Source organism: Acidovorax sp. AC410 (assembly GCF_979253235.1).
On sequence record NZ_CEEDCG010000001.1, the window covers coordinates 676,112 to 701,824 of the forward strand.

24 protein-coding genes are annotated in these 25,713 nt (G+C 69.8%); 12 read left to right on the forward strand and 12 right to left on the reverse strand.

Going from position 1 to position 25,713, the window contains the following annotated elements:
• The first annotated feature begins 203 nt into the window (after positions 1-203).
• The 6 genes from AC0IZS_RS03025 (at position 204) to AC0IZS_RS03050 (ending at position 3,942) form a co-directional block, all read left to right on the forward strand.
• Complete coding sequence (locus AC0IZS_RS03025) at positions 204-368, forward strand: DUF1328 domain-containing protein (RefSeq protein WP_007860309.1); 165 nt, start codon at positions 204-206, stop codon at positions 366-368.
• A 58-nt stretch (positions 369-426) separates the two neighbouring features.
• Positions 427-816, forward strand: a complete 390-nt coding sequence (locus AC0IZS_RS03030) for a hypothetical protein (protein WP_471634287.1) — start codon at positions 427-429, stop codon at positions 814-816.
• A gap of 28 nt (positions 817-844) precedes the next feature.
• Positions 845-1,408, forward strand: a complete 564-nt coding sequence (locus tag AC0IZS_RS03035) for a ferritin-like domain-containing protein (RefSeq protein ID WP_471634288.1) — start codon at positions 845-847, stop codon at positions 1,406-1,408.
• Positions 1,409-1,530: 122 nt separating this feature from the next.
• On the forward strand, positions 1,531-1,848 hold the full coding sequence (locus AC0IZS_RS03040; protein ID WP_471634289.1) for a BON domain-containing protein: 318 nt from the start codon (positions 1,531-1,533) through the stop codon (positions 1,846-1,848).
• Positions 1,849-2,014: 166 nt separating this feature from the next.
• On the forward strand, positions 2,015-3,139 hold the full coding sequence (locus AC0IZS_RS03045) for a zinc-binding metallopeptidase family protein (RefSeq protein ID WP_471634290.1): 1,125 nt from the start codon (positions 2,015-2,017) through the stop codon (positions 3,137-3,139).
• A 53-nt stretch (positions 3,140-3,192) separates the two neighbouring features.
• A complete protein-coding gene (locus AC0IZS_RS03050) occupies positions 3,193-3,942 on the forward strand; it encodes an alpha/beta fold hydrolase (protein WP_471639459.1) in 750 nt (249 codons plus the stop codon).
• A gap of 251 nt (positions 3,943-4,193) precedes the next feature.
• Here the strand turns inward: AC0IZS_RS03050 and coaD are convergent, their stop codons facing one another.
• The 4 genes from coaD to AC0IZS_RS03070 all read right to left on the reverse strand — a co-directional run bounded on the left by coaD (position 4,194) and on the right by AC0IZS_RS03070 (position 8,563).
• Positions 4,194-4,697 carry a pantetheine-phosphate adenylyltransferase gene (gene coaD / locus AC0IZS_RS03055; RefSeq protein WP_471634291.1) on the reverse strand — a complete coding sequence of 168 codons (504 nt, stop codon included), beginning with the start codon at positions 4,695-4,697 and terminating at the stop codon, positions 4,194-4,196.
• Between the two features lie 158 nt (positions 4,698-4,855).
• Positions 4,856-5,566, reverse strand: a complete 711-nt coding sequence (rsmD, locus tag AC0IZS_RS03060) for a 16S rRNA (guanine(966)-N(2))-methyltransferase RsmD (RefSeq protein ID WP_471634292.1) — start codon at positions 5,564-5,566, stop codon at positions 4,856-4,858.
• Positions 5,563-6,909 carry a M16 family metallopeptidase gene (locus AC0IZS_RS03065; RefSeq protein ID WP_471634293.1) on the reverse strand — a complete coding sequence of 449 codons (1,347 nt, stop codon included), beginning with the start codon at positions 6,907-6,909 and terminating at the stop codon, positions 5,563-5,565. The genes rsmD and AC0IZS_RS03065 overlap by 4 nt, the downstream gene beginning before the upstream one ends.
• A 175-nt stretch (positions 6,910-7,084) precedes the next feature.
• The gene (locus tag AC0IZS_RS03070; protein ID WP_471634294.1) at positions 7,085-8,563 is read right to left on the reverse strand and encodes a M16 family metallopeptidase; all 1,479 of its coding nucleotides are present in this window, start codon (positions 8,561-8,563) and stop codon (positions 7,085-7,087) included.
• A gap of 27 nt (positions 8,564-8,590) precedes the next feature.
• Between AC0IZS_RS03070 and ftsY the strand changes: the two genes are divergently transcribed.
• Both ftsY and AC0IZS_RS03080 read left to right on the forward strand, forming a co-directional pair.
• Positions 8,591-9,973 (forward strand): signal recognition particle-docking protein FtsY, encoded by a 1,383-nt coding sequence (ftsY, locus tag AC0IZS_RS03075; protein ID WP_471634295.1) that lies wholly within the window; start codon positions 8,591-8,593, stop codon positions 9,971-9,973.
• 98 nt (positions 9,974-10,071) lie between these two features.
• The gene (locus AC0IZS_RS03080; RefSeq protein ID WP_471634296.1) at positions 10,072-11,940 is read left to right on the forward strand and encodes a diguanylate cyclase domain-containing protein; all 1,869 of its coding nucleotides are present in this window, start codon (positions 10,072-10,074) and stop codon (positions 11,938-11,940) included.
• A 15-nt stretch (positions 11,941-11,955) separates the two neighbouring features.
• Here AC0IZS_RS03080 and AC0IZS_RS03085 read toward each other — a convergent pair whose 3' ends face one another.
• The 4 genes from AC0IZS_RS03085 to AC0IZS_RS03100 all read right to left on the reverse strand — a co-directional run bounded on the left by AC0IZS_RS03085 (position 11,956) and on the right by AC0IZS_RS03100 (position 16,303).
• Positions 11,956-12,177 (reverse strand): DUF7661 family protein, encoded by a 222-nt coding sequence (locus AC0IZS_RS03085; protein WP_471634297.1) that lies wholly within the window; start codon positions 12,175-12,177, stop codon positions 11,956-11,958.
• A gap of 104 nt (positions 12,178-12,281) precedes the next feature.
• A complete protein-coding gene (locus tag AC0IZS_RS03090; RefSeq protein ID WP_471634298.1) occupies positions 12,282-13,889 on the reverse strand; it encodes a carboxylesterase/lipase family protein in 1,608 nt (535 codons plus the stop codon).
• Position 13,890: 1 nt separating this feature from the next.
• On the reverse strand, positions 13,891-15,306 hold the full coding sequence (locus AC0IZS_RS03095; protein WP_471634299.1) for a M20/M25/M40 family metallo-hydrolase: 1,416 nt from the start codon (positions 15,304-15,306) through the stop codon (positions 13,891-13,893).
• A 13-nt stretch (positions 15,307-15,319) separates the two neighbouring features.
• Entirely contained in the window at positions 15,320-16,303 is a 984-nt protein-coding gene (locus AC0IZS_RS03100) for a Bug family tripartite tricarboxylate transporter substrate binding protein (RefSeq protein WP_471634300.1), read from the reverse strand.
• A 108-nt stretch (positions 16,304-16,411) separates the two neighbouring features.
• On the opposite strand from AC0IZS_RS03100, the gene AC0IZS_RS03105 reads away from it, so the two are divergent.
• Complete coding sequence (locus AC0IZS_RS03105) at positions 16,412-17,329, forward strand: LysR family transcriptional regulator (protein ID WP_471634301.1); 918 nt, start codon at positions 16,412-16,414, stop codon at positions 17,327-17,329.
• 10 nt (positions 17,330-17,339) lie between these two features.
• On the opposite strand, the gene AC0IZS_RS03110 is transcribed toward AC0IZS_RS03105, so the two are convergent.
• Positions 17,340-18,602, reverse strand: coding sequence for an SGNH/GDSL hydrolase family protein (locus AC0IZS_RS03110; RefSeq protein WP_471634302.1), 1,263 nt, complete (start codon positions 18,600-18,602; stop codon positions 17,340-17,342).
• Between the two features lie 107 nt (positions 18,603-18,709).
• Between AC0IZS_RS03110 and AC0IZS_RS03115 the strand changes: the two genes are divergently transcribed.
• Positions 18,710-19,627, forward strand: coding sequence for a LysR family transcriptional regulator (locus AC0IZS_RS03115; RefSeq protein ID WP_471634303.1), 918 nt, complete (start codon positions 18,710-18,712; stop codon positions 19,625-19,627).
• 107 nt (positions 19,628-19,734) lie between these two features.
• Here AC0IZS_RS03115 and AC0IZS_RS03120 read toward each other — a convergent pair whose 3' ends face one another.
• On the reverse strand, positions 19,735-20,637 hold the full coding sequence (locus tag AC0IZS_RS03120; protein WP_471634304.1) for a LysR family transcriptional regulator: 903 nt from the start codon (positions 20,635-20,637) through the stop codon (positions 19,735-19,737).
• A 131-nt stretch (positions 20,638-20,768) separates the two neighbouring features.
• On the opposite strand from AC0IZS_RS03120, the gene AC0IZS_RS03125 reads away from it, so the two are divergent.
• Together AC0IZS_RS03125 and ycaC are read left to right on the forward strand one after the other, a co-directional pair.
• Complete coding sequence (locus AC0IZS_RS03125) at positions 20,769-21,632, forward strand: pirin family protein (RefSeq protein ID WP_471634305.1); 864 nt, start codon at positions 20,769-20,771, stop codon at positions 21,630-21,632.
• 138 nt (positions 21,633-21,770) lie between these two features.
• The gene (gene ycaC / locus AC0IZS_RS03130; RefSeq protein ID WP_471634306.1) at positions 21,771-22,397 is read left to right on the forward strand and encodes an isochorismate family cysteine hydrolase YcaC; all 627 of its coding nucleotides are present in this window, start codon (positions 21,771-21,773) and stop codon (positions 22,395-22,397) included.
• Between the two features lie 121 nt (positions 22,398-22,518).
• On the opposite strand, the gene AC0IZS_RS03135 is transcribed toward ycaC, so the two are convergent.
• Positions 22,519-23,907: a sigma-54-dependent transcriptional regulator gene (locus AC0IZS_RS03135; protein WP_471634307.1), complete on the reverse strand. Its 1,389-nt coding sequence runs from the start codon at positions 23,905-23,907 to the stop codon at positions 22,519-22,521.
• Positions 23,891-25,699 (reverse strand): sensor histidine kinase, encoded by a 1,809-nt coding sequence (locus AC0IZS_RS03140; protein WP_471634308.1) that lies wholly within the window; start codon positions 25,697-25,699, stop codon positions 23,891-23,893. The genes AC0IZS_RS03135 and AC0IZS_RS03140 overlap by 17 nt, the downstream gene beginning before the upstream one ends.
• Positions 25,700-25,713 lie beyond the last annotated feature (14 nt).

A 25,713-nucleotide genomic window follows, 5' to 3' on the forward strand; every position in this document is an offset into this window, starting at 1 on the left:
CGTTCCAGGGCCCAGGCAGGCCAGCGCCTGCCCAGCACCATCCCGCGAGCCCGTGTCCTACATGCCAGGCGTCAGGACACCGACAAATGGGCGCGCCGGCCACCGGCATTCCGCACGGCCTGGGCCACCTACATTGGACCCAGGCGCCAACGAATGGCGCTCCACCACTCGCCGGATTTCCGGCGCCAACATTGGAGAAGCACATGCTGCACTACGCCGTCGTTTTTCTGGTCATCGCACTGATCGCAGCCATCTTCGGTTTCGGCGGCATTGCCGCAGGTGCCGTGGGTATCGCCAAGATCCTGTTCTTCGTGTTCGTGATCATGGCCGTCGTCACCTTCGTCATGGGCCTGCTGCGAAGGGGCTGAAAAGCCCCAGACCCAGTTGGCCGACCATCCCATCGTCTACACCACAAGGAGTGACCCAATGACCATCCAATCCGCCACCAACAAAGTTGCCGCAGGGGCCCGCAGCCTCGCCGATGATGTGCTGCAAAGCGCCCAGGACGCGGTGCAAAGCACACGCAGCGTCGCCAATGGTTCGCTGGACAAGGCCGAAAGCACCGTCCGCGCACTGCGCCGCGAAGCCGATCCCGCCATCGACGACCTGGCCGCACGCGCCCAGGAGCTGGCCAGCCGCAGCATCGACTATGCCGCCGACGCCAGCGCCCGTGCCCGCCGCCAGGTGCAGGAGGTGGCCGATGCGACCAGCAAGTACGTGGCCGAGCAGCCCGGCAAGTCCATCCTCATCGCAGCCGGTGTCGGCGCGCTCACCGCGAGCCTGATCCTGATGGCCTCGCGCCGCCGCGCCTACTGACCTGCGCTGCCTCCTGTCAGGCTTTGCCATGAACCACCAAAACAACAACGATCCCCACGGTCAGACCCCTCGCAGGATGGTGCTCGACGAATCAGCCCTCAAGGCTGCCGCCACGAGCCACCTGGACCAGGGGGCTGTCACCCCCGCGTTTGCGCAGCACCGCGAAGACATCATCGCGCTGCTCAACGACGCCCTGGCGACCGAACTGGTGTGCGTGCTGCGCTACAAGCGCCACCACTTCACGGCGCACGGCCTGTCCTCGCCTGCCATTGCCAGCGAATTCATGGTCCATGCCAACGAAGAGTCGGGTCACGCCGACCAGATTGCCCGGCGCATCGTGCAGCTCGGTGGCGAGCCCGACTTTGCGCCCGACACCTTGCTGTCCCGCAGCCATGCCGACTACGACACTTCGTCGGACCTCAAGGCCATGGTGCGCGCCAACCTGGTGGCCGAACGGGTGGCGGTGGAGGCCTATCGCCAGATGATCGATCTCATCGGCGACAAGGACCCCACCACGCGCCGCATGCTCGAAGGCATCCTGGCCGATGAGGAAGAGCACGCCGATGAATTGAAAGATCTGCTGGAGCAATGAGCCCACCCGGCCCCTAGCCCCAGCACCCCACAGCTTGCCGGTCATGGAGGGTGCAAAAGACCGACAGGCTGAACTTGCAAAAAAGCACCCGCGTTCCGAAAAACCAACTTGAAGGAAAAACCATGAAATACGCACGTGCCCTCGCCTTTGCCGCTGTTGCCGGTATCACCATCGTCACGGCCACCGGCTGCTCCGTCGCCCGCGACCAGCAGACCGTAGGCTCCTACGTCGACGACGCCGGCATCACCACCGCCGTCAAGGCCAAGATGGCCGAAGACAAGAGCGTCTCCGCCACCTCGATCAGCGTGGAAACGCTCAACGGTACGGTGCAGCTGTCGGGCTTCGCCAAGTCGGCTTCTGAAAAGAACCAGGCCGAAAACATCGCCCGCAACACCAAGCATGTGCGCGAAGTGCGTAACAGCATCGTCGTTCGCCCCTGAACGACGCCAGCCATCGGGCGGTGAAAGCCGCTGATGGCCCAAAAGCAGGCTCCTGCCTCACCGCAGGGCCTGCTTTTGCCATTGCGGCATGGCTTGCAGCCCCATTTGCATGGATCGCTGCCTATTGAGTCCACTGCCGCACGGCGTCTGGGTTTAAGCTCACCCTATGCGGGTATTCAATTGCGACCATTGCGGTCATCTGGTGTTTTTCGACAGCGTGCAATGCCTGCACTGTGGCAGCGCGCTGGCCTTTCTGCCAGACCAGCTGACGATGGCGGCGCTCACGCCCGCGCCCCAGGATGGCCCGGACCTGTGGCGACGCCTGGGCGAGCGCGGTACGGCGCAGTACAGCGGCCGGCTGTACCGCATGTGCCACAACCACACGGCCTATGACGCCTGCAACTTTGCCGTGCCGTCGAGCGACTATGCCGAGCTGTGCGTCTCGTGCCGGCAGACGCGTCTGCTGCCCGATCTGTCGGACATGGCCAACCTGCGCCGCTGGAAGCAGATCGAGGGGGCCAAGCGGCAGTTGTTCTACACCCTGGCCCGCCTGGGGCTGGAGCCGGTGCCCGGCCGCTACGGGCCGGTGTTCGAGTTCCTGGCGGACATGCTGGGTGGGCCGGCCATCCTCACCGGCCACCAGGGCGGCACCATCACCCTCAACGTGGCCGAGGCCGATGACGACGAGCGCGCACGCCGGCGCATCGCGCTGGGGGAACCGTACCGCACCCTCATCGGCCACCTGCGCCATGAGTCCGGCCACTTCTATTGGGACCAGCTGGTGCGCGATGGCAACCGGCTGGACGCGTTCCGCAGCGTGTTCGGCGACGAGCGGCAGGACTATGCTGCGGCGCTCGACGCGCACTATGCCAAGGGCAGCAACGGCAACGACTGGTTCCTGAACCACGTCAGTGCCTATGCCGCCGCCCACCCGTGGGAGGACTGGGCCGAGACCTGGGCCCACTACCTGCACATGGTGGACCTGCTGGAGACCGCCGCCAGCTACCAGACCGCCGTGACCGTGCCCGACCCCCATGTGGCAGCGCGCCACCACGTGACCGATCCGTTCGCGGCAAGCCACCCGGACTTTCAGGACATGGTGCGCCAATGGGTGCCGCTGACGCTGCTGCTCAACAGCCTGAACCGCAGCCTCGGGCAGGACGACGCCTATCCATTCGCCCTGTCTTCTGGCGCCATGGTCAAGCTGCGCTTCGTGCATGACCTGGTACAGGGGGCCCAGCAGTCCGCCAACAGCGGTGCGCCCCACCTGGCCACCAGTGCGGTGGAGTGACCCGCGGACCGCCCCACCCCGGCGCTGACGACCTGAAGACCGACCCGATGACGATGACGATGACCCGCAATCCACCGCCCAGCCCTGCACCGCAACTCCTGCTCATTCCGGGCCTTGCGGGCGATGCGACGATGTGGCGCCTGCAAAGCGCCGTGCTGCCAGCGGCTTTGCGCCCGGAGATCACCGCGGTGCATACCCGGCCCGAGGCCACGAGCGTTCAGGCCATGGCGGCCCTGCTGCTGGAACAATACCCCGGCCCCCTGCTGCTGTGCGGCGCCTCGATGGGCGGCATGATCGCCATGGAAGCAGCGCGGCAAGCGCCGGGCCGCGTCGTCGGGCTGGCCCTGCTGGGCACCACCGCCCGGCCGGAAACGGCCGAAATGCAGGCGCTGCGCGAAGCGGCCATCGCATTGTTTGAGCAGGGGCGCGTGCGCGAGGTGATCGAGCCCAATGTGGCCTTCGCCTTCCACCCCACCGGAGCGGCGCGTACCGACCTGGTGCAGGACTACCTGGATTTCGTGCTGCGCGCAGGCGCCGAACAACTGGTGCGCCAGAACCGCGCCGTCATCGCCCGGCCGGACGCCCGGCTGCACCTGCCCGAGGTGACATGCCCGGTGCTGGTGGTCTGCGGCGAGGCGGACCAGCTCACGCCACTGGCCTGCTCCGAGGAAATCGCGGGCCTGGTCCCCGGCGCCGAGTTCGAGGTGGTGGCCGATTGCGGCCACATGCTGACCATGGAGCGGCCCGAGGTGGTCAACACCCTGTTGACCCAATGGCTGCAGCGCGGCGGCTGGATCGCATAGAGGACACCCCCCTGAGGCGCTGCGCGCCTGCGGTACGTCCACCAGAGGCGGCCGCTCTTCGGGCTCGCCCAAGCCTGCGCAGGCAGGCTTGGAGCCACCGCCCTCAGCCCCTTCTCTCGACTGGCTGCGCCATTCAGGAAGGGGGAGACCGCCAGCGCGGCGGGGCGGCCCTTGCGCGGCGGTCCTGGCTTAGGCAGCGCGCCGTTCAAACGTTCGCTGGCAACGCAAGAGCCGTCCGCAAACCGGCCAGCTCAGGGCTGGGGAGCCAGACTGCGCACCTTGACGGCCAGCCGTTCCTCCACCGAGGGCGAGACGAACTTGGTCACCTCGCCGCCCAGCACCGCGATCTCTCGCACGAAGGTGCTGCTGATGAACTGGTACTTGTCGCTCGGAGTCAGGAACACGGTTTCCACCTGCGGCATCAGGCTGCGGTTCATGCCGGCGAGCTGGAACTCGTAGTCGAAGTCGGTCACAGCGCGCAGGCCGCGCACCATGGCCTTGCCGCCACGCGAGACGACGAAGTCGCGCAGCAGGCCCGAGAAGCTCTCCACCTGCACCTGGGGGTAGTTCTTGACCGCCTCGCGCACCATGTCGATGCGCTCCTCCAAGCTGAACAGGGTCTTCTTGTGGTGGCCCGCAGCCACGGCGACGATCACGCGTTCGAACAACTGGGTGGCTCTGCGCACCACGTCTTCATGGCCCAGGGTGATGGGGTCGAAGGTTCCGGGATAGACGGCGAGCACGTTCTGGGCCATGGCGGGTTGTCTCCTGTACGGCGAAATGGGCACTGGCCCCGGCCTCTTGTGGGCCTGCCGGGCCGCTTGGGCGCATTATGCAGTGCACTGCAACATGGATGCATCCAGCGCCCTTTTCGGCCGGCCCGGCTGCAGGTGCGGTCGGGCGCGAACGAAGCTCAGCGGGCCTCGGCCGGCGCGCCGGCGGCGCCCACGGGCCGCAGCAGGTGCGCATGCACCGCTCCGGCCTTGAGGTGGCGGTAGACCACCAGGCCGCTGGCGGCCAGGCCCTCGTCGGTCCAGGCGACGGGCGCCTCCAGGTACACGAAGCCGCTGGCCGCCACGGCCTTGCCCGCCGCCTGCAGCGCCGACTCGAACAAGGCGCTCTCGAACGGCGGGTCGATCAGCACCAGGTCCAGGCTGCCGGGGGCGGCCTGGCGCAGCGCGGCAATGCCGTCGCCGCGCTGCACCCGCACGGCCTTGGCCTCCAGGCGCTGCTGCAAGGTGTTGAGCTGCTCCACCAGGGCGGCATCGCTCTCCACGAGCTGCACGGCGGCTGCGCCGCGCGAGGCGGCCTCCAGACCCAGCGCGCCGGTGCCGGCAAAGGCATCCAGGCAGCGCCAGCCGGTCAGGTCCTGGCCCAGCCAGTTGAACAGGGTCTCGCGCACGCGGTCAGGCGTGGGCCGCAGGCCCGGGCGCTGGGCCACGGACAGGCGGGTGCGTTTCCATAGCCCCCCGATGATGCGGATCTCGCCGGGCGCCTTGGCCGTGGCAGATGCCGGGCTCTTGCCCGCACCGGCCTTCTTCTTTGCGGGTGCCGCGGGGGCACTGGCGGGCGGGGCGGAGCGGGCAGCAGTCAGCGCCTGGCCGCGCAGGGTAGAGCGGCTCATGGCTTGCCTCCCACCACCACGGTCACCATGCGCTCGGGCTGCAGCTTGCGCTGCATGGCGGCGCGGATGTCAGCCACCGTGAGCGCATCCACGCGCTGGGTCCAGCGGTCCAGGTAGTCGAGCGGCAGGTCGTTCCAGGCGATGTTGGCCACGTTGCCCAGCAGCTTCTTGTTGCTGTCGATGCGCAGCGCAAAGCCGCCGATCAGGTTGTCCTTGGCGGCACGCAACTCAGCCTCGGTCGGGCCTTCGGCCACGAAGCGGGCCAGCACGTCGCGCGAGACCTTCACGGCCTGCGCCGCCTGGTCGGGCCGCGTCTGCAGGCCGATGGTGAAGGCCCCGGCGTGCAGGCCACCCGCAAAGTAGCTGTAGACGCTGTAGCTCAGGCCGCGCTTTTCGCGCACCTCCTCGGTCAGGCGCGAGACGAAGCCGCCACCGCCCAGGATGTGGTTGCCCACCAGCAGCGCGATGAAGTCGGGGTCGCGGCGGGGAAAGCCCGGCTGGCCGATCAGCACATGCGCCTGCGCCGAGGCAAACGGGATGTTCTTTTCCTCGGGCGCGGTCAGCGCGGCGATCTCGCCCACGGCGGGCAGGGGTGCGCAGGCCGATGCGGCCGGCAAGCGCGCCAGCAGCGTGGCCACCAGGGTCTGGGCCTGGGCCCGCGTGACCGCGCCGACGATGCTCACCTTGGCGCGGCAGGCCGCGATGGCGCTGGCGTGGAAGGCCTGCATGTCGGCCACGTTGATGCGCGCCAGCGTCTCTTCGGTGGTGCGCACGCCATAGGGGTGGCTGCCGTACACCGCGGCGCCGAAGGCCTTTTCGGCCACGGTGGCAGGGCGGGTGTTCGACTCCTTGATGCTCGCGCTCCAGCGCGCCCGGTCGCGTGCCCAGATGTCGGCGGGCCAGCTCGGCTCGGCGATCTGGCGGGCCGCCAGGCGCGCGGCCTTGTCCAGCAACGGCGGGTCGGTCAGCGAGCGCAGCGAAAAGTGCAGGGCATCGCTGTCGGCCCCGGCCTCGAAGCTCGCGCCCAGGTCGGCCCAGGCCTCGCCCAGCGCATTCTCGTCGAGCGCGGGCTCTGCGCCCTGCCCCTTCACGCCCTTGGAGGCCATGGAGGCCGTAGCGCTGGCCAGGCCGGCCTGCGCCGCCGGGTCGCGGCGGCTGCCGGCGTCGAAGTCGATCTGCACATCCACCATCGGGATGACGGGGCTTTCCACCAGCCACACGCGGGCGCCATTGGGCTCTGTCCAGTGCTGGATGGGCAGCAGGGCCCAGGCCGAGCCGCAGTAGAACAGCGCACTGCTGCTGGCCAGCACGGTGCCGAGCGCCAGTTTTTTTAAATTGATCATTTGAGCTTCCATTGCAAGTGGGTCACCTGCGGGGTATGAAACTGACGCGGCCAAGGCCAGGGCCCCCGTGCAAGGGCCGCCCCGCCGCACCGGGGGCGTCCCCCTCCCGACTCGCGCAGCGAGGAGAGAGAGGGGGAAGGCGCGAAGCGACTCAGGGGGTGTTTCATTTCCGGGTTCAGTGGCGGGCAGCACCGGCCTTGGGGGTCGGGCGGGGACGGGGGGTATCGAGCGGCTGCGGCAGCAGCGTGGCCACGGTGAGCTGGTCGTCGCCGAAGTACTTGGCGGCCACGGCCTGCACCTGCTCCGGCGTGACCTTGCGCGCCAGCTCCAGCAGGCGCTCCTCGGCGTCGAGCGGGAAGCCCTGCACCCAGTTGCTGCCCAGTTCCTGCGCCTGGCTGTGGACCGAATCGCGCTCGTAGACGGTGGAGGCGATCCACTGCGTCTTCACGCGCTCCAGTTCCGCCTGGCTCACGCCGTCGCGCGCCACGCGCGCCACCTCGGCGCGCAGGCCCTCCTCGACCTGCTGGGCGGTCTTGCCGCCGGTGGGAACGCCGGTGAACATGAACAGCGCCGGCCCGCGCCCCGTGACCATGGCCGAGCTGCCCACGCTGTCGGCCACGCGGTTCTCGCCCTGGCTCAGGGCGCGCTCCAGGCGCGCGCCGTCGTAGCCGCTGAACACGGCGGACAGCATCAACAGGGCCAGCGCGTCGGTGTCGAACTCCTGCAGGTCCTGCAGGCGCTCCAGCGCTGGCACGCGAAAGGCCAGGGCCACATAGCCCTGTTCGGCCGGCGCCTTCACCGCAAGGCGGCGCAGGCCCTGCTGGGCCGGCTCCACGCGCGGCTTGCGCACGGGCAACGCGTGGGTGGGCAGCTTGCCGTAGTATTTTTCGGCCAGCGCGCGCACCTTGGCCACGTCCACGTCGCCGGCCACCACCACGGCGGCGTTGGTGGGGGTGTACCACTGGCGGTGGAAGGCGCGCACGTCGTCCGGCGTCATGGCATCGAGGTCGCTCATCCAGCCCACGATGGGGCGGCGGTAGGGCGCGGCGGTGAAGGTGGCGGCAAACAGCTGCTCGGCCAGCACGGCACGCGGCTGGTCCTCGGTGCGCATGCGGCGCTCCTCCTTGACCACCTCGATCTCCTTCTTGAACTCCTCGTCGGGCCACTGGTTGTGGGCGAAGCGGTCGGATTCGAGGCGCATCACGTCCTCCAGACGGTTGGCCGGGATCTGCTGGTAGTAGCCCGTGTAGTCGCGGCTGGTGAAGGCGTTCTCGCGCCCACCCAGGGCCGCCACACGGCGCGAGAAGTCGCCCGGCGCCACGGTCTTGGAGCCCTTGAACATCATGTGCTCGAGCACGTGGGCCACGCCCGAGGTGCCGTCCACCTCGTCCATGGAGCCCACCCGCACCCAGACCATGTGGACCGCGGTGGGGGCACGGTGGTCGGGCTGCACGATGAGTTGCATGCCGTTGGCCAGCGTGAACTGCTGCGCGCCGGAGGCCGTGGCACGCGGCCCGCCGCCTCCCGGCCCGGGGGGCGCCACAACGGCCCCGCCCGCTGCAGACGATGGATGGGAACCCGGAGAAACCACCGCGGTGGTGGCTCCGGCGCCGAGGCAGGCCAGCAGGCCCAGTAGGGTGAAAGCGCGTTTCATAGAATGGCTGATTCTAAGAACCCGCCAATGTTCAGTTTTTTCAAGAAAAAGCCCCCCACCTCGCCCGCCCCTGCCGATGAGCCCCCATCGGTGGCCGCGCCCGGAGCCCCTGCACCTGCTTACTCACCCGCGGCCCAGCCCGAGCCGCCTGCGCCCCAGCCAGCTTCGGCCCCGGCGCCCGCACCGGCCATCCCCGGCCTGGGCTGGCTGCGCAATCCCTTTGGCGGCAAGGCGGAGCCTGCGCCGGCGCAGCCTGTCGCACCGGCACCAGTCCCCGCACCAGCCCCCACGGCAGCGCCGGTGCCTGCGGGCCCGGCACCCTGGACACCCCCTGTAACCCTTGCGCCGCCGGCCCCGGTCGCCCCCACGCCGGCAGCACCCGCCCCCTGGGCGCCCTCCCCCGCGCCGGCCCCGGTGGCGGCACCCGTGGCGGCCCCGGCTCCCGTGGTGCATCCGCCGGCACCCGCCCCCATTCCAGCGCCCGTGGTGGTCCCGCCCCCCGTGGTGGCCGAGCGCAAGGGCTGGCTCGACCGGCTCAAGCTGGGCCTGCGCAAGACCGGCAGCAGCATCGCCACGGTGTTCACCGGCACGCAGATCGACGATGCGCTGTACGAAGAGCTCGAAGAGGCCCTGCTCATGGCCGATACGGGCGTGAAGGCCACTGAGCACCTGCTGACCGACCTCAAGCGCCGCGTCAAGGACAGCAAGACCACCGACCCGGCCCTGGTCAAGGGCCTGCTGGCCGATGCCCTGGCCGACCTGCTGCGCCCGCTCGAGAAAGCGCTGGTCATCGGCCAGTACACGCCCACCGTGATCATGGTGGCGGGCGTCAATGGCGCGGGCAAGACCACCTCCATCGGCAAGCTCACCCGCCACCTCTCGGGCGAGGGCGCTGCCGTGCTGCTGGCGGCCGCCGACACCTTCCGCGCAGCGGCGCGCGAGCAGCTTGGCGTCTGGGCCGACCGCAACACGGTGGAAATCGTCAGCCAGGAGGGTGGCGACCCCGCCGCCGTGAGCTTTGACGCCGTGACCGCCGGCAAGGCCCGCGGCAAGGACGTGGTGCTGGTCGACACCGCCGGGCGCCTGCCCACGCAGTTGCACCTGATGGAGGAGCTCAAGAAGATCCGCCGCGTGGTGACCAAGGCCGACGCCACCGCCCCGCACGAGGTGCTGCTGGTGATCGATGGCAACACCGGCCAGAACGCCCTGGCCCAGGTGCGCGCCTTCGACGATGCGCTGCAGCTCACCGGCCTCATCGTCACCAAGCTCGACGGCACGGCCAAGGGCGGGGTGCTGGCCGCCATCGCGCAGGAGCGCCCAATCCCCGTGTACTTCATCGGCGTGGGCGAAAAGCTCGAGGACCTCGAAACCTTCAACGCCCGCGAATTCGCCCAGGCGCTGCTGACCTGATGGGGCACCGGGAGGCGTAAACCCCACCAAATTTGCATTTACCGCTGGCAGCAATTGCCACATGATGGAACTTCGCTCACGGGCTGCGGGGAGGTTCCTTGTTCGTCGAACTGGTCAAAGGCGCGGCCCTGCTGCTGGCACTGTGTTTTCTGCACGGGGCCAACATCCGGCTATGGCGCAGGCAGCCCCGCGTGGGCAAGGCCTTCTCGGGGCTGCTGTTCGGCGGCATCTGCATCGTGGGCATGCTCTCGCCTCTGGCCATTGCCCCGGGCGTCATCATCGACGCGCGCTCGGTGGTGCTGTGCATGGCCGGCCTCTTCGGCGGCACCACGGTGGCGCTGATTGCCGGAGCGATGGCGGCAGCCTGGCGACTGTGGATCGGTGGTGCCGGTGTCTTCGTCGGGCTGCTGAGCATCGCCACCTGCGTGGCCGCCGGCCTGGCCTACCGCCATGCGCGCCGCCGCTGGCAACTGGGCGTGGGCATCTGGCCGCTGCTGGTGTTCGGCGTGCTGCTGCACCTGGCGGTGGTGGGGCTGTTCCAGGGGCTGCCTGCCGAGGTGGTGGCGCGCATCAACGAAACCGTGGCCGTTCCCTATCTGATGATCTTTCCGGTGGCCACCGCCCTCCTGGGCCTGCTGCTGCGCGACGTGGAGCAGCGCCAGGCCACCGACTTCGCCCTGGCGGGCAGCGCTGCCCGCCTGCAGGCCATCACCCTGGCGATTCCCGATGCGCTGATGCTGCTGGACCGCAACGGCCGCTGCATGGAACTGTTCTCGCGCGACGACGGCGTGCATGCCGCAGGGGCGCCCCAGCGCGTGGGGCAGCACCTGCGCGACGTGCTGCCCTCCAGCGAAGCCCAGCGGCTGGTACAGCTGCTGCGCGACACGCTGGCTTCGGGCGCCCCCCACAAGCTCGAGTACACGGTCTACACCGCATCGGGAATCCGCTACTTCGAAGGACGCGCGCAGCCGCTGGGCACGGAGGTGGATGGCCAGGCGGCCGCGCTCTTCCTGGCGCGCGACATCACCGAGCGCTGGCAGGCACAGCAGGCGCTGCACGAATCGGAGCTGCGCTTTCGCTCGCTGCTGCTAGGCATCCCGTCGGTGTCGGTGCAGGGCTACCGGGCCGACGGCACCACCACCTACTGGAACAAGGCGTCGGAAGAACTGTACGGCTACACCGAGCAGGAGGCCCTGGGCCGGAACCTGCTGGAGCTGATCATCCCCGCCCCCATGCATGATGCCGTGACAACCCAGGTCGCGCACATGTTCAGCTCGGGCGAACCCATCCCCGCCGGAGAGCTGCGCCTCAAGCGCAAGGACGGTTCACCGGTGGACGTGTTCTCAAGCCACGCCTACGTACACGTGCCAGGCCAGGAACCCGAGATGTTCTGCATCGACATCGACATCTCCCGGCGCAAGGCCGCCGAGGACGAGGCGCGCCACCTGGCCCTCTACGACACCCTGACCCAGTTGCCCAACCGGCGCCTGCTGACCGACCGGCTGGAGCAGGTGATGGCTGCCAGCAGCCGCAGCGGCCAGATCGCCGCCGCCCTGTTCGTCGACCTGGATCATTTCAAGGCCCTCAACGACAGCCGCGGCCATGCCGTGGGCGACCTGCTGCTGCGCGAGGTGGCCACGCGCCTGCGTGCCTGCGTGCGCGAGCAGGACACCGTGGCCCGCCTGGGCGGGGATGAGTTCGTCGTGCTGCTGCAGAGCCTGGGCAAGGAAGCCCCCGAGGCCACGGACAAGGCACGGACCGTGGGCGAAAGCATGCTGGCGGCGCTGCGCGAACCCTATGCCCTGGGTGGCCAGCCCTACCAATGCGAAGCCAGCATCGGGGTGAGCCTGGTGTCCGGCCACACCCTGACGGTGGACGAGGTGCTGCGCCAGGCCGACAACGCGATGTACCAGGCCAAGACCATGGGGCGCAACCGGCTGTATGTGTACCTTGCCGATGCGGGATGATCCCGCACATCGCCGCTAGCTGATGCGATGCACCTCGCCGTTGTGCGGCATGGCGCTTTCGTGGAACAGGTCGGCCAGGTACTGGGCCAGTTCGTCCGCCTCGATGAAGTCGGGCACCACCCAGCCGGCCGGTGCGCGCTTGCCGTCGGTACCGATCAGGAACGACTGCCACTGCGCGCCGTGGCGCTGCACTTCGACGATGCGGCCAAAGACGTTGAAGCGGGGGTGGTGGGACATCGGGCTCCTCCATAAAAACACACCGCATCGCCCAGGACTGGCCCAGGGCGAGGCGATGGGACGGACCCCAGTCTACAAGGCGGTGACCACCCGCCGCGCACCGCTCAATAGATCGCAGGCCACACCGTCCCGCAGTGGTGGGCCTGCTCGAACCGGGTGTTCGAGGTCGTGATCGCGGGCAGGGTGAACTCGATCAGTTGCCGGTCGGTGGGGCCCGCGAACCGTGGCCAGTGGATCGCCAGGTGGCGGCCATCGCCATTGGGATCGCTGCTGCGGATGAAATTGGCCACATACGTGAGCATCTGGGCTGCCAGGGCCCTGCGCTGGGCCAGGCCCTCGCTGCTGGTCACGGCGGCCTTGCTGCCCGCGTCCAGGAACGGGTAGGAGGGCAGCGCATTGGCATTGCCGGTCAGGTAGAGACTGTCGAGGCCGTGCGAGCTGCCGTAGTAGTAGGACACCGGGTTCTGCGGGAACGACATGGCCGGGTCCGTGAGCTCCCAGCCGTACACCGGAACCCAGGCCGACAGGGCATCGCGCCGCGCGCTGTTGCCGCAGGCGTACATGGCATCGCCCACGGCCCGCGCATAGCCCTGGCCCGGCACCGCGAAGCGCGACAGGGCATAGGTGGCGTCGATGCTCTTGGTGTCGAAGCCCGCCGGCACCAGCGAGTGCAGGTAAAGCGGGTAGTTGCCGGCGCTGAGCTGTGGGTCGCTAAAGAGCGTGCCTTCGTCGAAGACGCCACCGATCATGACCGGCATGCGGTTGAAATTGCCGGTTTCGAAGGCGCGGGCGGGCACCTGGGTCAGCACCTGCGCGTCCACCGTCGGGCGCCATTTGCCGGGGCCCTGGGCGGCCAGGATGGCCGATACGGGCAGCGCCCGCAGGCAGGCGGCCTGGTCGGCCGCCTTGGCGCAGCCCAGCGTTGCCACGGCACTGTCGCCCACGGCCAGCGCCGCCTGCGGCGCCAGGTTGGAATACTCCGCACCGCCGCCGCTTTGCAGGATGGCCTTGTGGAACAGGCCCTTGGCCCGGGGCGATTGCAGCAGCGAGAAGGTCTGCGTGGCCCCCGCCGAGAGCCCCCAGAGGGTCACGTTGCCGGCATCGCCACCGAAAGCCTCGATGTTCTTTTGCACCCAGGCGAGGGCCGCCAGCGCATCCATCAGCGCGAAGTTGCCCAGGCTGGCGTCCTGGTTGGATGCCTGCAGCGCAGAGTTCGCCATGTAGCCGAGTGCGCCCAGGCGGTAGTTGAAGCTCACGCTGACCACCTGGCGCTTCGTGAGCTCGGCCAGGCTGACCTGCGCCCCCGAGCCCAGCACGAAGGCCCCGCCATGCATGAACACCACCACGGGCAGCTTGCTGCCCGGCCGGGCGTCCGCAGGCTTCCACACGTTGAGGTACAGACAGGCCTCCGACGTGGCGGCATCGGCCCCCGGGCCGGCCTGCGGGCACGACGGCCCCCACTGCGTGGCCTGCAGCACCGCGCTGCGTGCCTGGGGCGCCGCCGTGGGGGCCCAGCGCAGGGCACCCATGGGTTGCGCGGCGTAGGGAATCCCGCGGTAAGTCACCAGGCCTGTGTCGGGCGTTCCGACCAGCCGGCCCTCTGCCGTGGCGACCTCGGTGGGATCGGAAGGGTGGTCATCGCCGCTGCCGCAGGCGGCCAGGCCCAGGGCAAGAACCAGCAACAGCAGGGTATTCAGCGTGGGGGAATGCATGTCATGTCTCCAGCGTGGAAGGGAAGCGAAAATCCGCAGGCGAAAAATGGCCCAGGCGCTCCAGCAGGCAGGCCCAGGCCTGCAGGCCGTCGCGCAGCGACTGCAGGCGGAAGAACTCGTTGGGGGCATGCACGTCCTCGTCGGGCAGGTTGTAGCCAAACATCAGCGTGTCGATGCCCAGGACCTCCTTGAACAGCGCGGTGATGGGCACGCTCGCGCCCAGGCGCACATGGATGGGCCGGTGGCCCGTGGCGTCCGTGAGCACCGCTTCGGCCGCCTGCACCAGCGGGTGGTGCGGCGCCAAAGTGGACGCCGGCGAGCCGTCGCCGAGCGACAGCACCTGCAGCTCGCAGCCCGGCGGGCACCGGTCCTGCAGGTGCCGCAGTACCGCGCGGATGACCTGCGCCGGGTCCTGCCCGGCAACCACCCGGGCCGTGAGCTTGGCGAACGCCTCGTGCGCGATGATGGTCTTGCCGCCGGCGCCCGTGTACCCGCCCCACATGCCATTGACGTCCAGCGCCGGCCGCAGGGTGATGCGCTCGCGCGCACTGAAGCCGGGCTCGCCATGCGATGCGGCACCCACGTCTGTGAAGAATGCCGCTTCGTCGTACGGGAAGGCGGCCGTGTCGGCACGCTGCTGCGCATCGGGCGGGTGCGCGCCCGCATGGAAGTGCGGCACGGCGACCGAGCCGTCCTCGTGGTGCAGCGAGGCCAGCAGGCGCGCCATCTCGTGCAGTGCATTGCGCACGCCCCCGCCGTAGCGGCCCGAGTGCAGGTCCTTGGACGCACTGCGCAGGCCCACTTCGAGCTGCGCATTGCCGCGTGCGCCGGTATTGATGGTGGCAACGCTGGCGCTCGCCCGGCCCCCATCGGCAGACAGCACGGCATCGCATTGCAGCAGGGCATGGTAGCGCTCGGCAATGCGGCGCAAGGACGGGCTGCCTGTCTCTTCCTCGCCTTCGAGAAAGACCTTCACGTTCACGGGGCACGCACCAGCTTGCGCCAGGAAGGCCGCGACCGCCTCCAGCGCCACCGTGGTCGAGCCCTTGACGTCGGACGCACCGCGCGCATAGATGCAGCCGTCGATGGTGGTGGGCTCGAAGGGCGGGGTGCGCCACTGGTCCAGGGGGTCGGCGGGCTGCACATCGTAGTGGCCATAGACCATGATCGTCGGCTTGCCGGGTGCGCCCAGCCATTGACCGAACACAGCCGCCTCGCCACCGCCGTCGAGCAACTGGATGTCGGCCAGGCCCATGCGCTGCAGCCGGGCCACCAGGAACTCGCGCGTGGCCTGCATCGACGGCGCGAATGCGGGGTCGGCGCTGACGCTGGGCAAGCGCAGATAGTCTTCGAGCCACGCCACGATGGGGGCTTCGGATTGGCGCAGGTGGGCGCCGACGGTGTCGAGGTTCGTCATGTGCGTTGCGCTCCTACTGGGCCTCGAAACCGACGGTTTTGACCAGCTCCTGGTAGCGGGCGATCTCAGCCTTGTAGAACGCGGCCGCCTGCTCCAGCGGCATGGGCGCGAACAAGGTCTTGGCCTGGGCTTCCAGCGGGCCGCGCACCTGGGGCTGCTGCAAGGCCGCCTGGAAGGCTGCGGCCAACTGGTCCACAGTGGCCTGCGGGGTGCCCTGGCGCACCAGATAGGCCGTCCAGATGTTGAAGCCGAAGTCCTTGAACTGGCGGCTGGCCTTGTACGAGGGCACGTCCTGGAAGGGCGCGGGCAGCTTGGCGTCGGCGAGCGAGCCGATGACCTTGATGCGCCCCTGCTTGACCAGGTCCGCGTAGCTGCTCTGGTAGGGCATGAAGGCGAAGTCGATCTGCCCGCCCAGCAGGTCCTGCATCAGCGGCGCGCCGCCCTTGTAGGGCACGTGCGTCATTTCCGCCCCCGTGCGCTTGGCCATTAGTGCCCCGAGCAGGTGGTACAGCGTGCCGGGCCCGGAGGATCCATAGGTCAGCGGCGCCGCCTTGCGCGCCCGCGCCAGGTCCGCCAGCTGGTCCATGCTGTCGGCCGGTACATGCGCGGCGGCGACCAGCACCAGGTGCGAGACCGCCACGGGCGCGACCATGCGGAAGTCGCCGCTCTGGTACTTCACGCTTTTGTTGACCAGGCCCGCAAGAATCAGCTCGTTGGGCGAGCCCTGGAAGAGGTAGTGGCCATCGGCAGGTGCGGACAGCACCTTCACCGCCGCGATGGCCCCGGCGGCCCCGCCCAGGTTCTCCACCACCACCGGCGTGGCCAGTTGCCTGCCCAGGGGCTCATGGAAGGTGCGCGCCGTGAAGTCACTGGCCGAGCCGGCGGGGTAAGGCACCAGCAGGGTCACGGGGCGCGACGGGAATGCGCTCTGCGCGGCCGCCAGGGTACACAGGCCGCACGCCAGCGCGGCGATGAAAGCACGGGGGGACAGGTTCATTGCAAGCTCCAGAAAACTGCGATGGCACCGATTCTTGGACTTGCTCATTCAGCAGTCCAGTTCATTATTTTTGTAGTTATGATGAGTTGAACTCATGATCAAGAATCCATGAACATCGCCCAGCTCCAGCACTTCGTGGCCCTCGCCGAGACCCGCTCGTTCAGCCGGGCGTCCGAGACCGTGCATGTCACGCAGTCGGCGCTGAGCCGCAGCATCCAGATGCTGGAACAGGAACTCGGCCTGCCGCTGGTGGACCGCATCGGCAAGCAGAACGAACTGACCCCGTTCGGACGGCTGGTGCTCGCGCAGGCGCAGCAGATCGTTCTGCAGACGGCCGAGCTCAAGCGCGCCGCCGCGTCGATGGCCGAAGGCGTGGCCGGCGACATCCGCCTGGGCGTGGGATCGGCCCCGAGTGCGTTGTTCGCAGCGCCGCTCATGACGCACATGCTGCGTGAGTTCCCCAAGGTGCGCGTACAGCTCCTCGGTGGCAGCCCCGAGATCCAGCTGGCGGAACTGCGCGCGCGCCATGTGGACGGACTCCTGCTGACCTACCGTGCCGTGCCACCGGCACCGGACCTGAGTGTTGAGGTGCTGCCTGCGCTGCGCTCCGGCTTCCTCTGCCGGGCAGGCCACCCGCTGGGCGAGGGGCAGAAAGTCCGCTTCAAGGAACTCCGTTCCTTTCCCCTGCTGTCCACCAAGGTCAGCGACGATGCAGCGCGGACACTGGTCGAGCGCTATGGCGCCGCGGCCAACCCCCATACCTGGATGCAGCATGCGTCCGAAGACGTCGCCAGCCTCCTGAGAACCGTGCAAGCGACGGATGCGCTCTTCCTGGGTGTCATCGCCGTGGCCCAGGCGCAATGGCCACGGGATGCACTGCGCGAGGTCATGGTCTCGCCGGAGGCCCGGCTGCAGGCCCAGTTCGCCTTCGTGACCCTCAACGGCAGGGCCGAACCGCCCGCCCTGGCCGTCATCCGGGATTTCTGCAAGGCCCTGGTCGACACGGAGGTGGCGGCAGGGCGCTGAACCCGGCCCGTCACGGCGCCCGGCCCAGCAGTGCGTCCAGGTCGACGGCATGCGCCATGGCCCGGTAGCCCGCATCGCCCGGGTGCAGGTGGTCGCCGGAGTCCATGGCCACGCGCAGGTGCGAGGGGCGGGCCGGATCGCGCAGCAGCGCGTCGAAGTCCACCACCGCGTCGAAGGCCCCGGCCTCGCGGATCCAGCGGTTCACAGCCTGGCGCACGGCATCCTTCTCGGGCGAGTAGTGGCCCGCCAGCGGCGTGCCGGCCAGCGCGTCGCCGAACGGCGGGATGGTGCCGCCCAGCACACGCAGGTTGTGGGTGCGGGCCATGGCGATGAGTTGGCGGTAGCCCTGCACCAGCTCCTCGGCGCGCAGCGCAGGCTCCCCGGGTGCGAAGGGGCCGCCGGGCCAGCCGATGTCGTTGGTGCCCAGCAGCACGATGAGGGCGCGCACGCCCGGCTGGCCGAACACGTCCTGCGCGGCGCGCGTGAGGCCTGCGCGTCCCATGCCGCCCTTCAACAGGCGACCGCCGGAGATGCCGGCATTGAGCACGGCCACGCCCTGCCCGGCCAGGCGCTCGGCCAGCGCATCGGGCCAGCGTGCGTGGGCACCGGGCGTGGCGCCATTGCCATCGGTGAGGGAATCGCCCAGCGTGACCACGGCGGCCGGCGGCGTTGCGGACTGCACCACCAGACCGCTCACGTAGGCGCGGGTGCTCCATTCGGTGGCCGACGCGGGCAATTGCAGGGCGGCGGTGTGGTCGCCATCTGCCACATAGGCCGTCTGCCGCGCATCGAAGTGAAAGCCCGCAGGCGCGCTGGGCTGGGGCAGGTAGAGCGACACGGCGACCTCGGCCAGCGCGGGCAGGGGCAGGTCCACCGGGTCGCTGACCCAGCGCGCACCGGGCGGCACCACGGTGGCGGCCTGGCCGCCGAAAAGCAGCGGGCGGTCCGTGCCCGGCACGGTGGCCGATCCCCGGGCATGGCGCGCCACGCGGGCCGCGCCGATGTGCAGCGGCACCGCGCTGCCCTCGTTGCTCAGCATCACGCGCAACTGCGTGCCGCCCACGCTCAGCCGCGCCACCTGGCGGATGGTCTGCCGGTGGTATTGGAAGGGCAGGCCCAGCGGCAGCACGAAGTCGCCGCCCCACAGCGGCTGGGTGGCGGCCATCCAGCTCGGGCTCCAGTGTTCGGCGGCTGCGGGCAGCGTGACGGCAGCCATGGCCAGTGCCAGGGCGGCGCGGCGCAGGTGCGCGGTGAGATTCCAGGGCTTGTTCATGTCGGTCGATCCTCGTGGGGGCTGAAAGAAGGGCCCACTGTCTTGCATTCCACGATCCATGAACAGACGGCAAAATGGCATTCCATCCATTCGATATCGGAATACCCATGGACACCCTGCGCGCGCTTGCCGCCTTCGTTCACAGCCTGGAGCTGGGCAGCCTGTCGGGCGCGGCGCGGGCCATGGACACCACCCAGCCCACGGTGAGCAAGCTGGTGGCCGGACTGGAACAGTCGCTGGGCGTGCGCCTGCTGCGCCGCGCCCCGGCGGGGCTGAGCCTGACGGAAGAAGGCCAGCGCTTTCACGAGCATGCGCGGCGCATGCTGGAGGGCTACGACGAGGCGGTGGCCGACGTGCGCCAGCGCACCACACACCCCCGCGGCCTGCTGCGCGTGAGCGCACCGGTGGCGCTGGGCCAGTGCCGGCTCAATGCCATGGCCGGTGAGTTCCTCGCCACCTACCCTGACATTTCGCTGGAGCTGGTGCTGGACGACCGCTTCATCCACCCGCTGGAGGAGCGCATCGACGTCTCGCTGCGCCTGGGCGGCCCCCTGCCCCCGGACCTGGTCGCCCGCCACCTGGGCACCTGGCCGCGCGTGCTGGTGGCCTCGCCCGCCTACCTGGCCGCACACGGCAGGCCGCGCCAGCCGCAGGACCTGCTGGCGCACGGCTACCTGCGCTATGCGGCCGGCGACGATGGCGCGCTGCTGCAAGGCCCTGCCGGCCCCGTGAACGTGCCGGTACACAGCCGCTACCGCGTGAACCACGCCGTGGCCCTGCTCGACAGCGTGCTGGCCGGCGCGGGGATATCGCTGCAACCCACCTGGATGGTGGCCGAGCTGCTGGCCGACGGTCGCCTGGTGCGCGTGCTGCCCCGCTACACCGGCCCGGCGCAGCAGGCGCACCTGCTGTACGCCGCCCGCCCCTACCAGCCCCAGCGCGTGCGCGTGCTGGTGGACTTTCTGAGCGAGCGCATTGCCCGGTTGCCAGGCAAGGCCGTACCGCGGCCACGCGGCAGCGCATAGGTTCATACGGATTTGCCTTCGATCGTAAAACTGGGCGGGAGCCGCAGACAGTGCTGTAGCACGGCAAGGCGAACCAACTATCGTTTACGGTTGAAGGCAAATCCGTATCAGTCTTCGTCCAGCGCCTGGAAGCGCTCCGCCAGATAATCCACCAGCGACCGCACCGCCGGCAGCAACCCGCGGCGCGAGGCGAACACGGCGTGGATGATCTCGCGCCGTGGCGCCCAGCCCGGAATCACGTGGACCAGTTCACCGCGCGCGATCTGCTCGCGCACCATCATCGAGGGCAGTTGCACCACGCCCACCCCCGCCACGGCCGCCGCGCGCAGTGCCAGCATGCCGCGCGTGACCAGGCGCGGCCGGTGGCGGATGGCCGCCTGCGCGCCGTCCGGGCCAATCAGGCTCCACACATGCTCGTGCTGCGGCAGGCCCAGGTCCATGCTCGGCAGGCCCGCCAGGTCGGCAGGCACCTGGGGGATGCCGCTTGCCAACAGCTGCGGGCAGGCCACCAGGCATTGCCCGCGCTCGGCGAGCACGCGCATCACCAGGTCGCTGTCTTCCAGCGGCGGCGGACGCACGCGGATGGCCACGTCGATGCCTTCGCCCACCACGTCCACGCGGCGGTTGGTTTCTTCCAGGTGGATCTCCACGCGCGGGTGCGCGGCCATGAAGGCCGCCAGCATGTCGGCGATGCGCGCATCAAGCAGCGCCACCGGGCAGGTCATGCGCACGATGCCGCGCGGCTCGGCGTGGGTCAGCGCGATGGCCTCGTCGGCGGCCTCGGCCTCCACCAGCATCGCCTTGCAGTGGCTGTAGTAGGTCTGGCCAGTCTCGGTGACGGCAAAGCGCCGCGTGGAGCGCTGGATCAGGCGCGTGCCCAGGCGCTCTTCCAGCAGCGCGATGCGCCGGCTCAGCTTGGATTTGGGCATGCCCAGCGCGCGGCCGGCGGGCGCAAAGCCGCCGTGGTCCACCACCTGCACGTAGTAGTAAAGGTCGTTCAGGTCTTTCATCGCACACCGCCTTTATCGTTCCTCAAATAGGACTCTGATGGCAAATATTACCAACTACCGCATTCATCGTTCCTCTCATATTCTCTATCCATCGGCCAAGACCTTCGTCTCGGCGACACAAGGAGATAGCGATGAAGAAAGTCCTCGGTGTCTACAGCGCCCCCCGCACGCACTGGGTGGGCGACGGTTTTCCGGTGCGCTCGCTGTTCGGCTACGACGGCCTGGGCAGGCACCTGAGCCCATTCCTGCTGCTTGACCACGCAGCGCCGACGCCCTTTGGGCCGACCGACCGCCCGCGCGGCGTCGGCCAGCACCCGCACCGCGGTTTCGAGACCGTGACCATCGTCTACCAGGGCGAGCTGGAGCACCGGGATTCCACCGGCGCGGGCGGCCTGATCGGCCCCGGCGACGTGCAGTGGATGACCGCCGGCGGCGGCATCCTGCACGAGGAATTCCACTCGCGCGCCTTCACCGAACGCGGCGGCACCATCGAGATGGTGCAGCTCTGGGTCAACCTGCCCGCCAAGGACAAGATGACCGCGCCGGGCTACCAGACGCTGCTGGATGCGCAGATTCCCTGCGTGGACCTGGCCGAAGGCGCGGGCCGCGTGCGGGTGATCGCCGGCGAATTCGCCGGCCACCGCGGCCCGGCGCACACTTTCACGGCGATGGACGTGTGGGACATCCGCATCGGCCAGGGCGGCACGGGCCGGTTCGACGCGAAGGACGGGCATACGTTGGCGCTGGTGGTGCTGCACGGCACGGTGCAGGTCAACGGCACCACCGCGCGGGAGGGGCAACTGCTACACCTCGACCGCGCCGGCAGCGGCGTGGAGATCGAGGGCAGCAGCGACGCCACCGTGCTGTGGCTGTCGGGTGAACCCATCGACGAGCCCGTGGTGGGCCATGGCCCGTTCGTGATGAACAGCGAGGCCGAGATCCGCCAGGCCATGGCCGACTTCCACAGCGGCCGCTTCGGCCGGATGGCGGCCTGAGCGCTTGAGGCTCCCTGGGTGGGGCCTCCGCCTCTCCGACACTGCTTCGATCCTCCCGGGCCAGCGGCCCGGCCGGGCGCGGCTGCGTCTCATCCGCCCATCCCGGGCTTTTTTTTGCAACCCCCAAGGAGATTCACCATGACCAAGCCCTACGTCCGCCTGGACAAGAACAACGCCGCCGTGCTGCTGGTAGACCACCAGACCGGCCTGCTGTCCCTGGTGCGCGACATCGACCCGGACAAGTTCAAGAACAACGTGCTGGCGCTGGCCGACATCGCCAGCTACTTCAAGCTGCCGACCGTCCTGACAACCAGCTTCGAGAACGGCCCCAACGGCCCGCTGGTGCCGGAGCTCAAGAGCCAGTTTCCCGATGCCCCCTACATCGCCCGGCCCGGCAACATCAACGCCTGGGACAACGAGGACTTTGTCAAGGCGGTGAAGGCCACCGGCAAGAAGCAGCTCATCATCGCCGGCGTGGTGACCGAGGTGTGCGTGGCCTTCCCGGCGCTGTCGGCCATCGAGGAAGGCTTCGACGTCTTCGTGATCACCGATGCCTCGGGCACCTTCAACGAGATCACCCGCAACGCGGCCTGGGACCGCATGTCGCAGGCCGGCGTGCAGTTGATGAGCTGGTTCGGCGCGGCCTGCGAACTGCACCGCGACTGGCGCAACGACGTGGAGGGCCTGGGCACCTTGTTCTCCAACCACATTCCGGACTACCGCAACCTGATCACCAGCCACGCCCTGCTGACCCAGGGCCGGTGAGGCTCCGGCCATGGGCTAAGCCAGGGCGCAGGCAATGGCCGGGGGCAGCGCGCTACCGGATTCGCAGCGCGCCCGACGGGCGTGCCGCACGGGCCACGGCCCTGGCCGTGGCCAATGCGCGCTAGCGCAGGCCCAGCCGCGCCAGCTTCTTGATCAGCCCCACGCGCGAGATGCCCAGGCGCCGCGCGGCTTCGGATTGGTTGCCGCCGGCCGACTGGAGGGCATCGCGGACCAAGCGGCGCTCCAGCTCGGCCAGCGCTGCGTCGAGCGGCCCCAGTCCTTCCAGAGGCGCGGCGGATTCGGTGGCGTTTTGGTCCTCGTCCGCCTCGCCTGCGGCCAGCCGCAGCAGCGGTGCATCGACCTCGGCCTGGTCCTTGAGCAGCAGGGCGCCTGCGGCCTCGACCAGGGCCTTGAGCTCGCGCACATTGCCCGGCCACTCGCGCGCGGCCAGCCAGGCCAGGGCATCGCCCGACAGGCCGGCGCGCGGCGCCACGCGGTGCAGGAAGCGCGTGGCCAGCAGCGGTACGTCGGCCGGCCGCTCGCCGAGTGCGGGGGTGCGCAGCACCACGCCCTTGAGGCGGTAGTACAGGTCTTCGCGAAAGCTGCCGTCGCGCACCATGGCCTCCAGGTCGCGGTGGGTGGCGGCCACCACGCGCACCTCGGCCTTCTTCGGGCTGCGCCCGCCCACGGGCACGAAGCTGCCCTCCTGCAGAAAGCGCAGCAGCTTGACCTGCATGGGCGGAGGCATTTCGCCCACCTCGTCCAGGAACAGGGTGCCGCCATGGGCCACCTCAACCAGGCCCGGCTGGTCGCGGTAAGCCCCGGTGAAGCTGCCCTTGAGGTGGCCGAAGAGTTCGCTCTCCAGCAGCTCGGCCGACAGCGCGCCGCAGTGGATGGCGACAAAGGCGCTGGCCGACTGCGGGCTGCAGGCGTGCAGGGCGCGCGCCACCAGCTCCTTGCCGCTGCCGGTGGGCCCCAGCACCAGCACGCTGACCCGCGTGGGCCCCACGCGCCGCACCATGGCGCGCAGTTGCACGGTGGCCTGGGCCTGGCCGGCCAAGCCCATGTCGTCGTCGCCGGCCTGCGCCGCGCGCAGGCTGCGCAGCTCGGCGTCGAGCTTGGCCTTGCGCATGGCGCGCGCGATGACGAAGCGCAGCATGTCCGGGTCGATGGGCTTGGTCAGGAAGTCCCAGGCACCCAGTTCGGCGGCCCGCAAGGCCAGCTCATGGTCGCCATGGCCGGACCAGACAATGACCGGCACATGCGCGAAGCGCGGCACCAGCGCCAGCCCGGCCTCGGGGTCCATCGACGGCGGCATGGCCAGGTCCAGCAGCACCAGGTCGGGCACCGGCTGCGCGGCGAAGGCGGCCAGGGCCTGCTCGCCGTCGCCCGCCACCACCACCTCGTGGCCCAGCTCGCGCAAAAAGTGGGCGCCCAGGCGCTGGAAGGCCGGCTCGTCGTCGACCAGCAGGATGCAGCCACGGTCCGCAGCGTCAGGAGGGGTGTGCATGGTTCAGGGGGAAGCTCAGGGTGAAACAGGTGGTCCAGGGCGGCCGCTGCGTGAGCGCCACCGAGCCCCCGTGGGCGGCCAGGGTGCGCGCCACGATGGCCAGGCCCAGGCCCGTGCCGCCGGGGCTGCGCGAGGCGAAGGGCTCGAACAGGCGGTGGCGGATCTCCTCGGGCACGCCCTGCCCGTCATCGCAGACATGCAGCAGCACGGCATCGGCGCGCGGCTCGGCGTCGATGTACACGGCCACCGGGGTCTCGGCGCCGGATGCGGCGCGCGCGTTCTCCAGCAGGTTGGTCAGCGCCTGGTCCACGCGCCGCGGGTCGCCGTCGATCCACAGGGGCGCTTGCAGGGCGGCGCCCAGCGTGCAGTGCGGTAGCCTGGCTGCCGCGGCACGCACCTGGGCGGCCAGGTCGTAGCGCTGGGGCACCAGCTTCCAGGGCTTGGCGTAGTCCAGCAGGTCGCTGCTCAGGTGCGCGATGCGCCCCACCTGGCCGGCCACCTCGCGACGCACCTCGGGCGAGGCCGTGGCCACCGCCATGGCGATGATGTTCAGCGGGTTGCGGATGTCGTGCGCCACCGTGGCGGCCAGCGAGCCGAGCTCGGCCAGGCGCGCCTGCAGCTGGCGCTCGCGCTCGCGCGCCGCGATCTGCTCGCCCTGGGCCACGCGCTCGGCGGCATCGGCCACCACGGTGCCGAAGAGCTCGGCCACGCGCCGTGGCCCGGGGGGCGCGGCCTCCCAGCCGTGCAAGGTGATGGCCCAGCCGGGGCCCGCGCGCGCGCCCAGCAGGCACGGCATGTCGCCAGGGGCCTGGGCACTGCCATCGCCCAGCAGCACCCGCACCTGGGTGCCCGTGCGGCGGCTGAGCAAGGCGCTGGCCTCATTCTCCAGCGCCTGCATGCTGTCGGCCGATTGCAGCGCCTCGCGCCAGGACTGCAGATCGGCCGCCGAGACCGCACCGCCCGGGTACACCAGGCGCTCGGCGAACTGGCGCACGGGCCCGTTGAGCGCGATGCAGCTGATGGCCACCACGAAGCCGCCGATCCAGCGCGATTCGATGGGCAGCAGCGGCGTCAGTGCTACCACCACGGCCCCCAGCGCCAGCAGCAGGGCCCAGGCCAGCGCGCGGCGCGCCCAGGCGTTGGACACAAACACGCCGTAGCGCAGGATGCCGTAGACCAGGATCACCGGGTACAGCGGCAGGCCCAGCAGCGGGAAGGGGTAGAGCGGCAGGTCCAGCACCACGATGCCGTAGCCCGACAGGCAGACCACGCCCCAGAGGCAGGACGCGGTGACCGCCGCGATCTGGTTGAAGGCTGGCCGCCGGGCGCGCGCCAGCGCCGTGAGCAGCACGGCGATGCCGCCCAAGCCCAGCACCACCCAGGCCATGCTGGCCACCATGCCCACGGTGTTGGCGATGGCGATCAGGCCCACGTGCTCGCGCCAGACCAGCTCGCCCGGCGACACCAGCTGCACGGCCAGGGTGGCCGAGCCCCCCAGCAGGTAGGCCGCCGCCACGCCCCAGCGCGGTAGCCGCACGCCGCAGAACACCACGCAGAAGTGAAAGAAGAAGGCCGAGGTCAGCGGCGAGAAGCCGATCATCGCCATGGCGACATCCGCGCTGCCCGGGCCCAGCCAGTTGGGCAGCTCGTTGCCCGCCATCCACAGGGCAATGCCGCTCAAGAAGGCGGCCAGCAGCCGGGCGCCGGCCACCCGGTCGGCCCACCACAGCAGCATGCCGGCCAGGGCCAGGGTTTCGACGATCGAGAAGCCGAGAACGGCGCGGATGAGCATGGGATGAAAAGCGG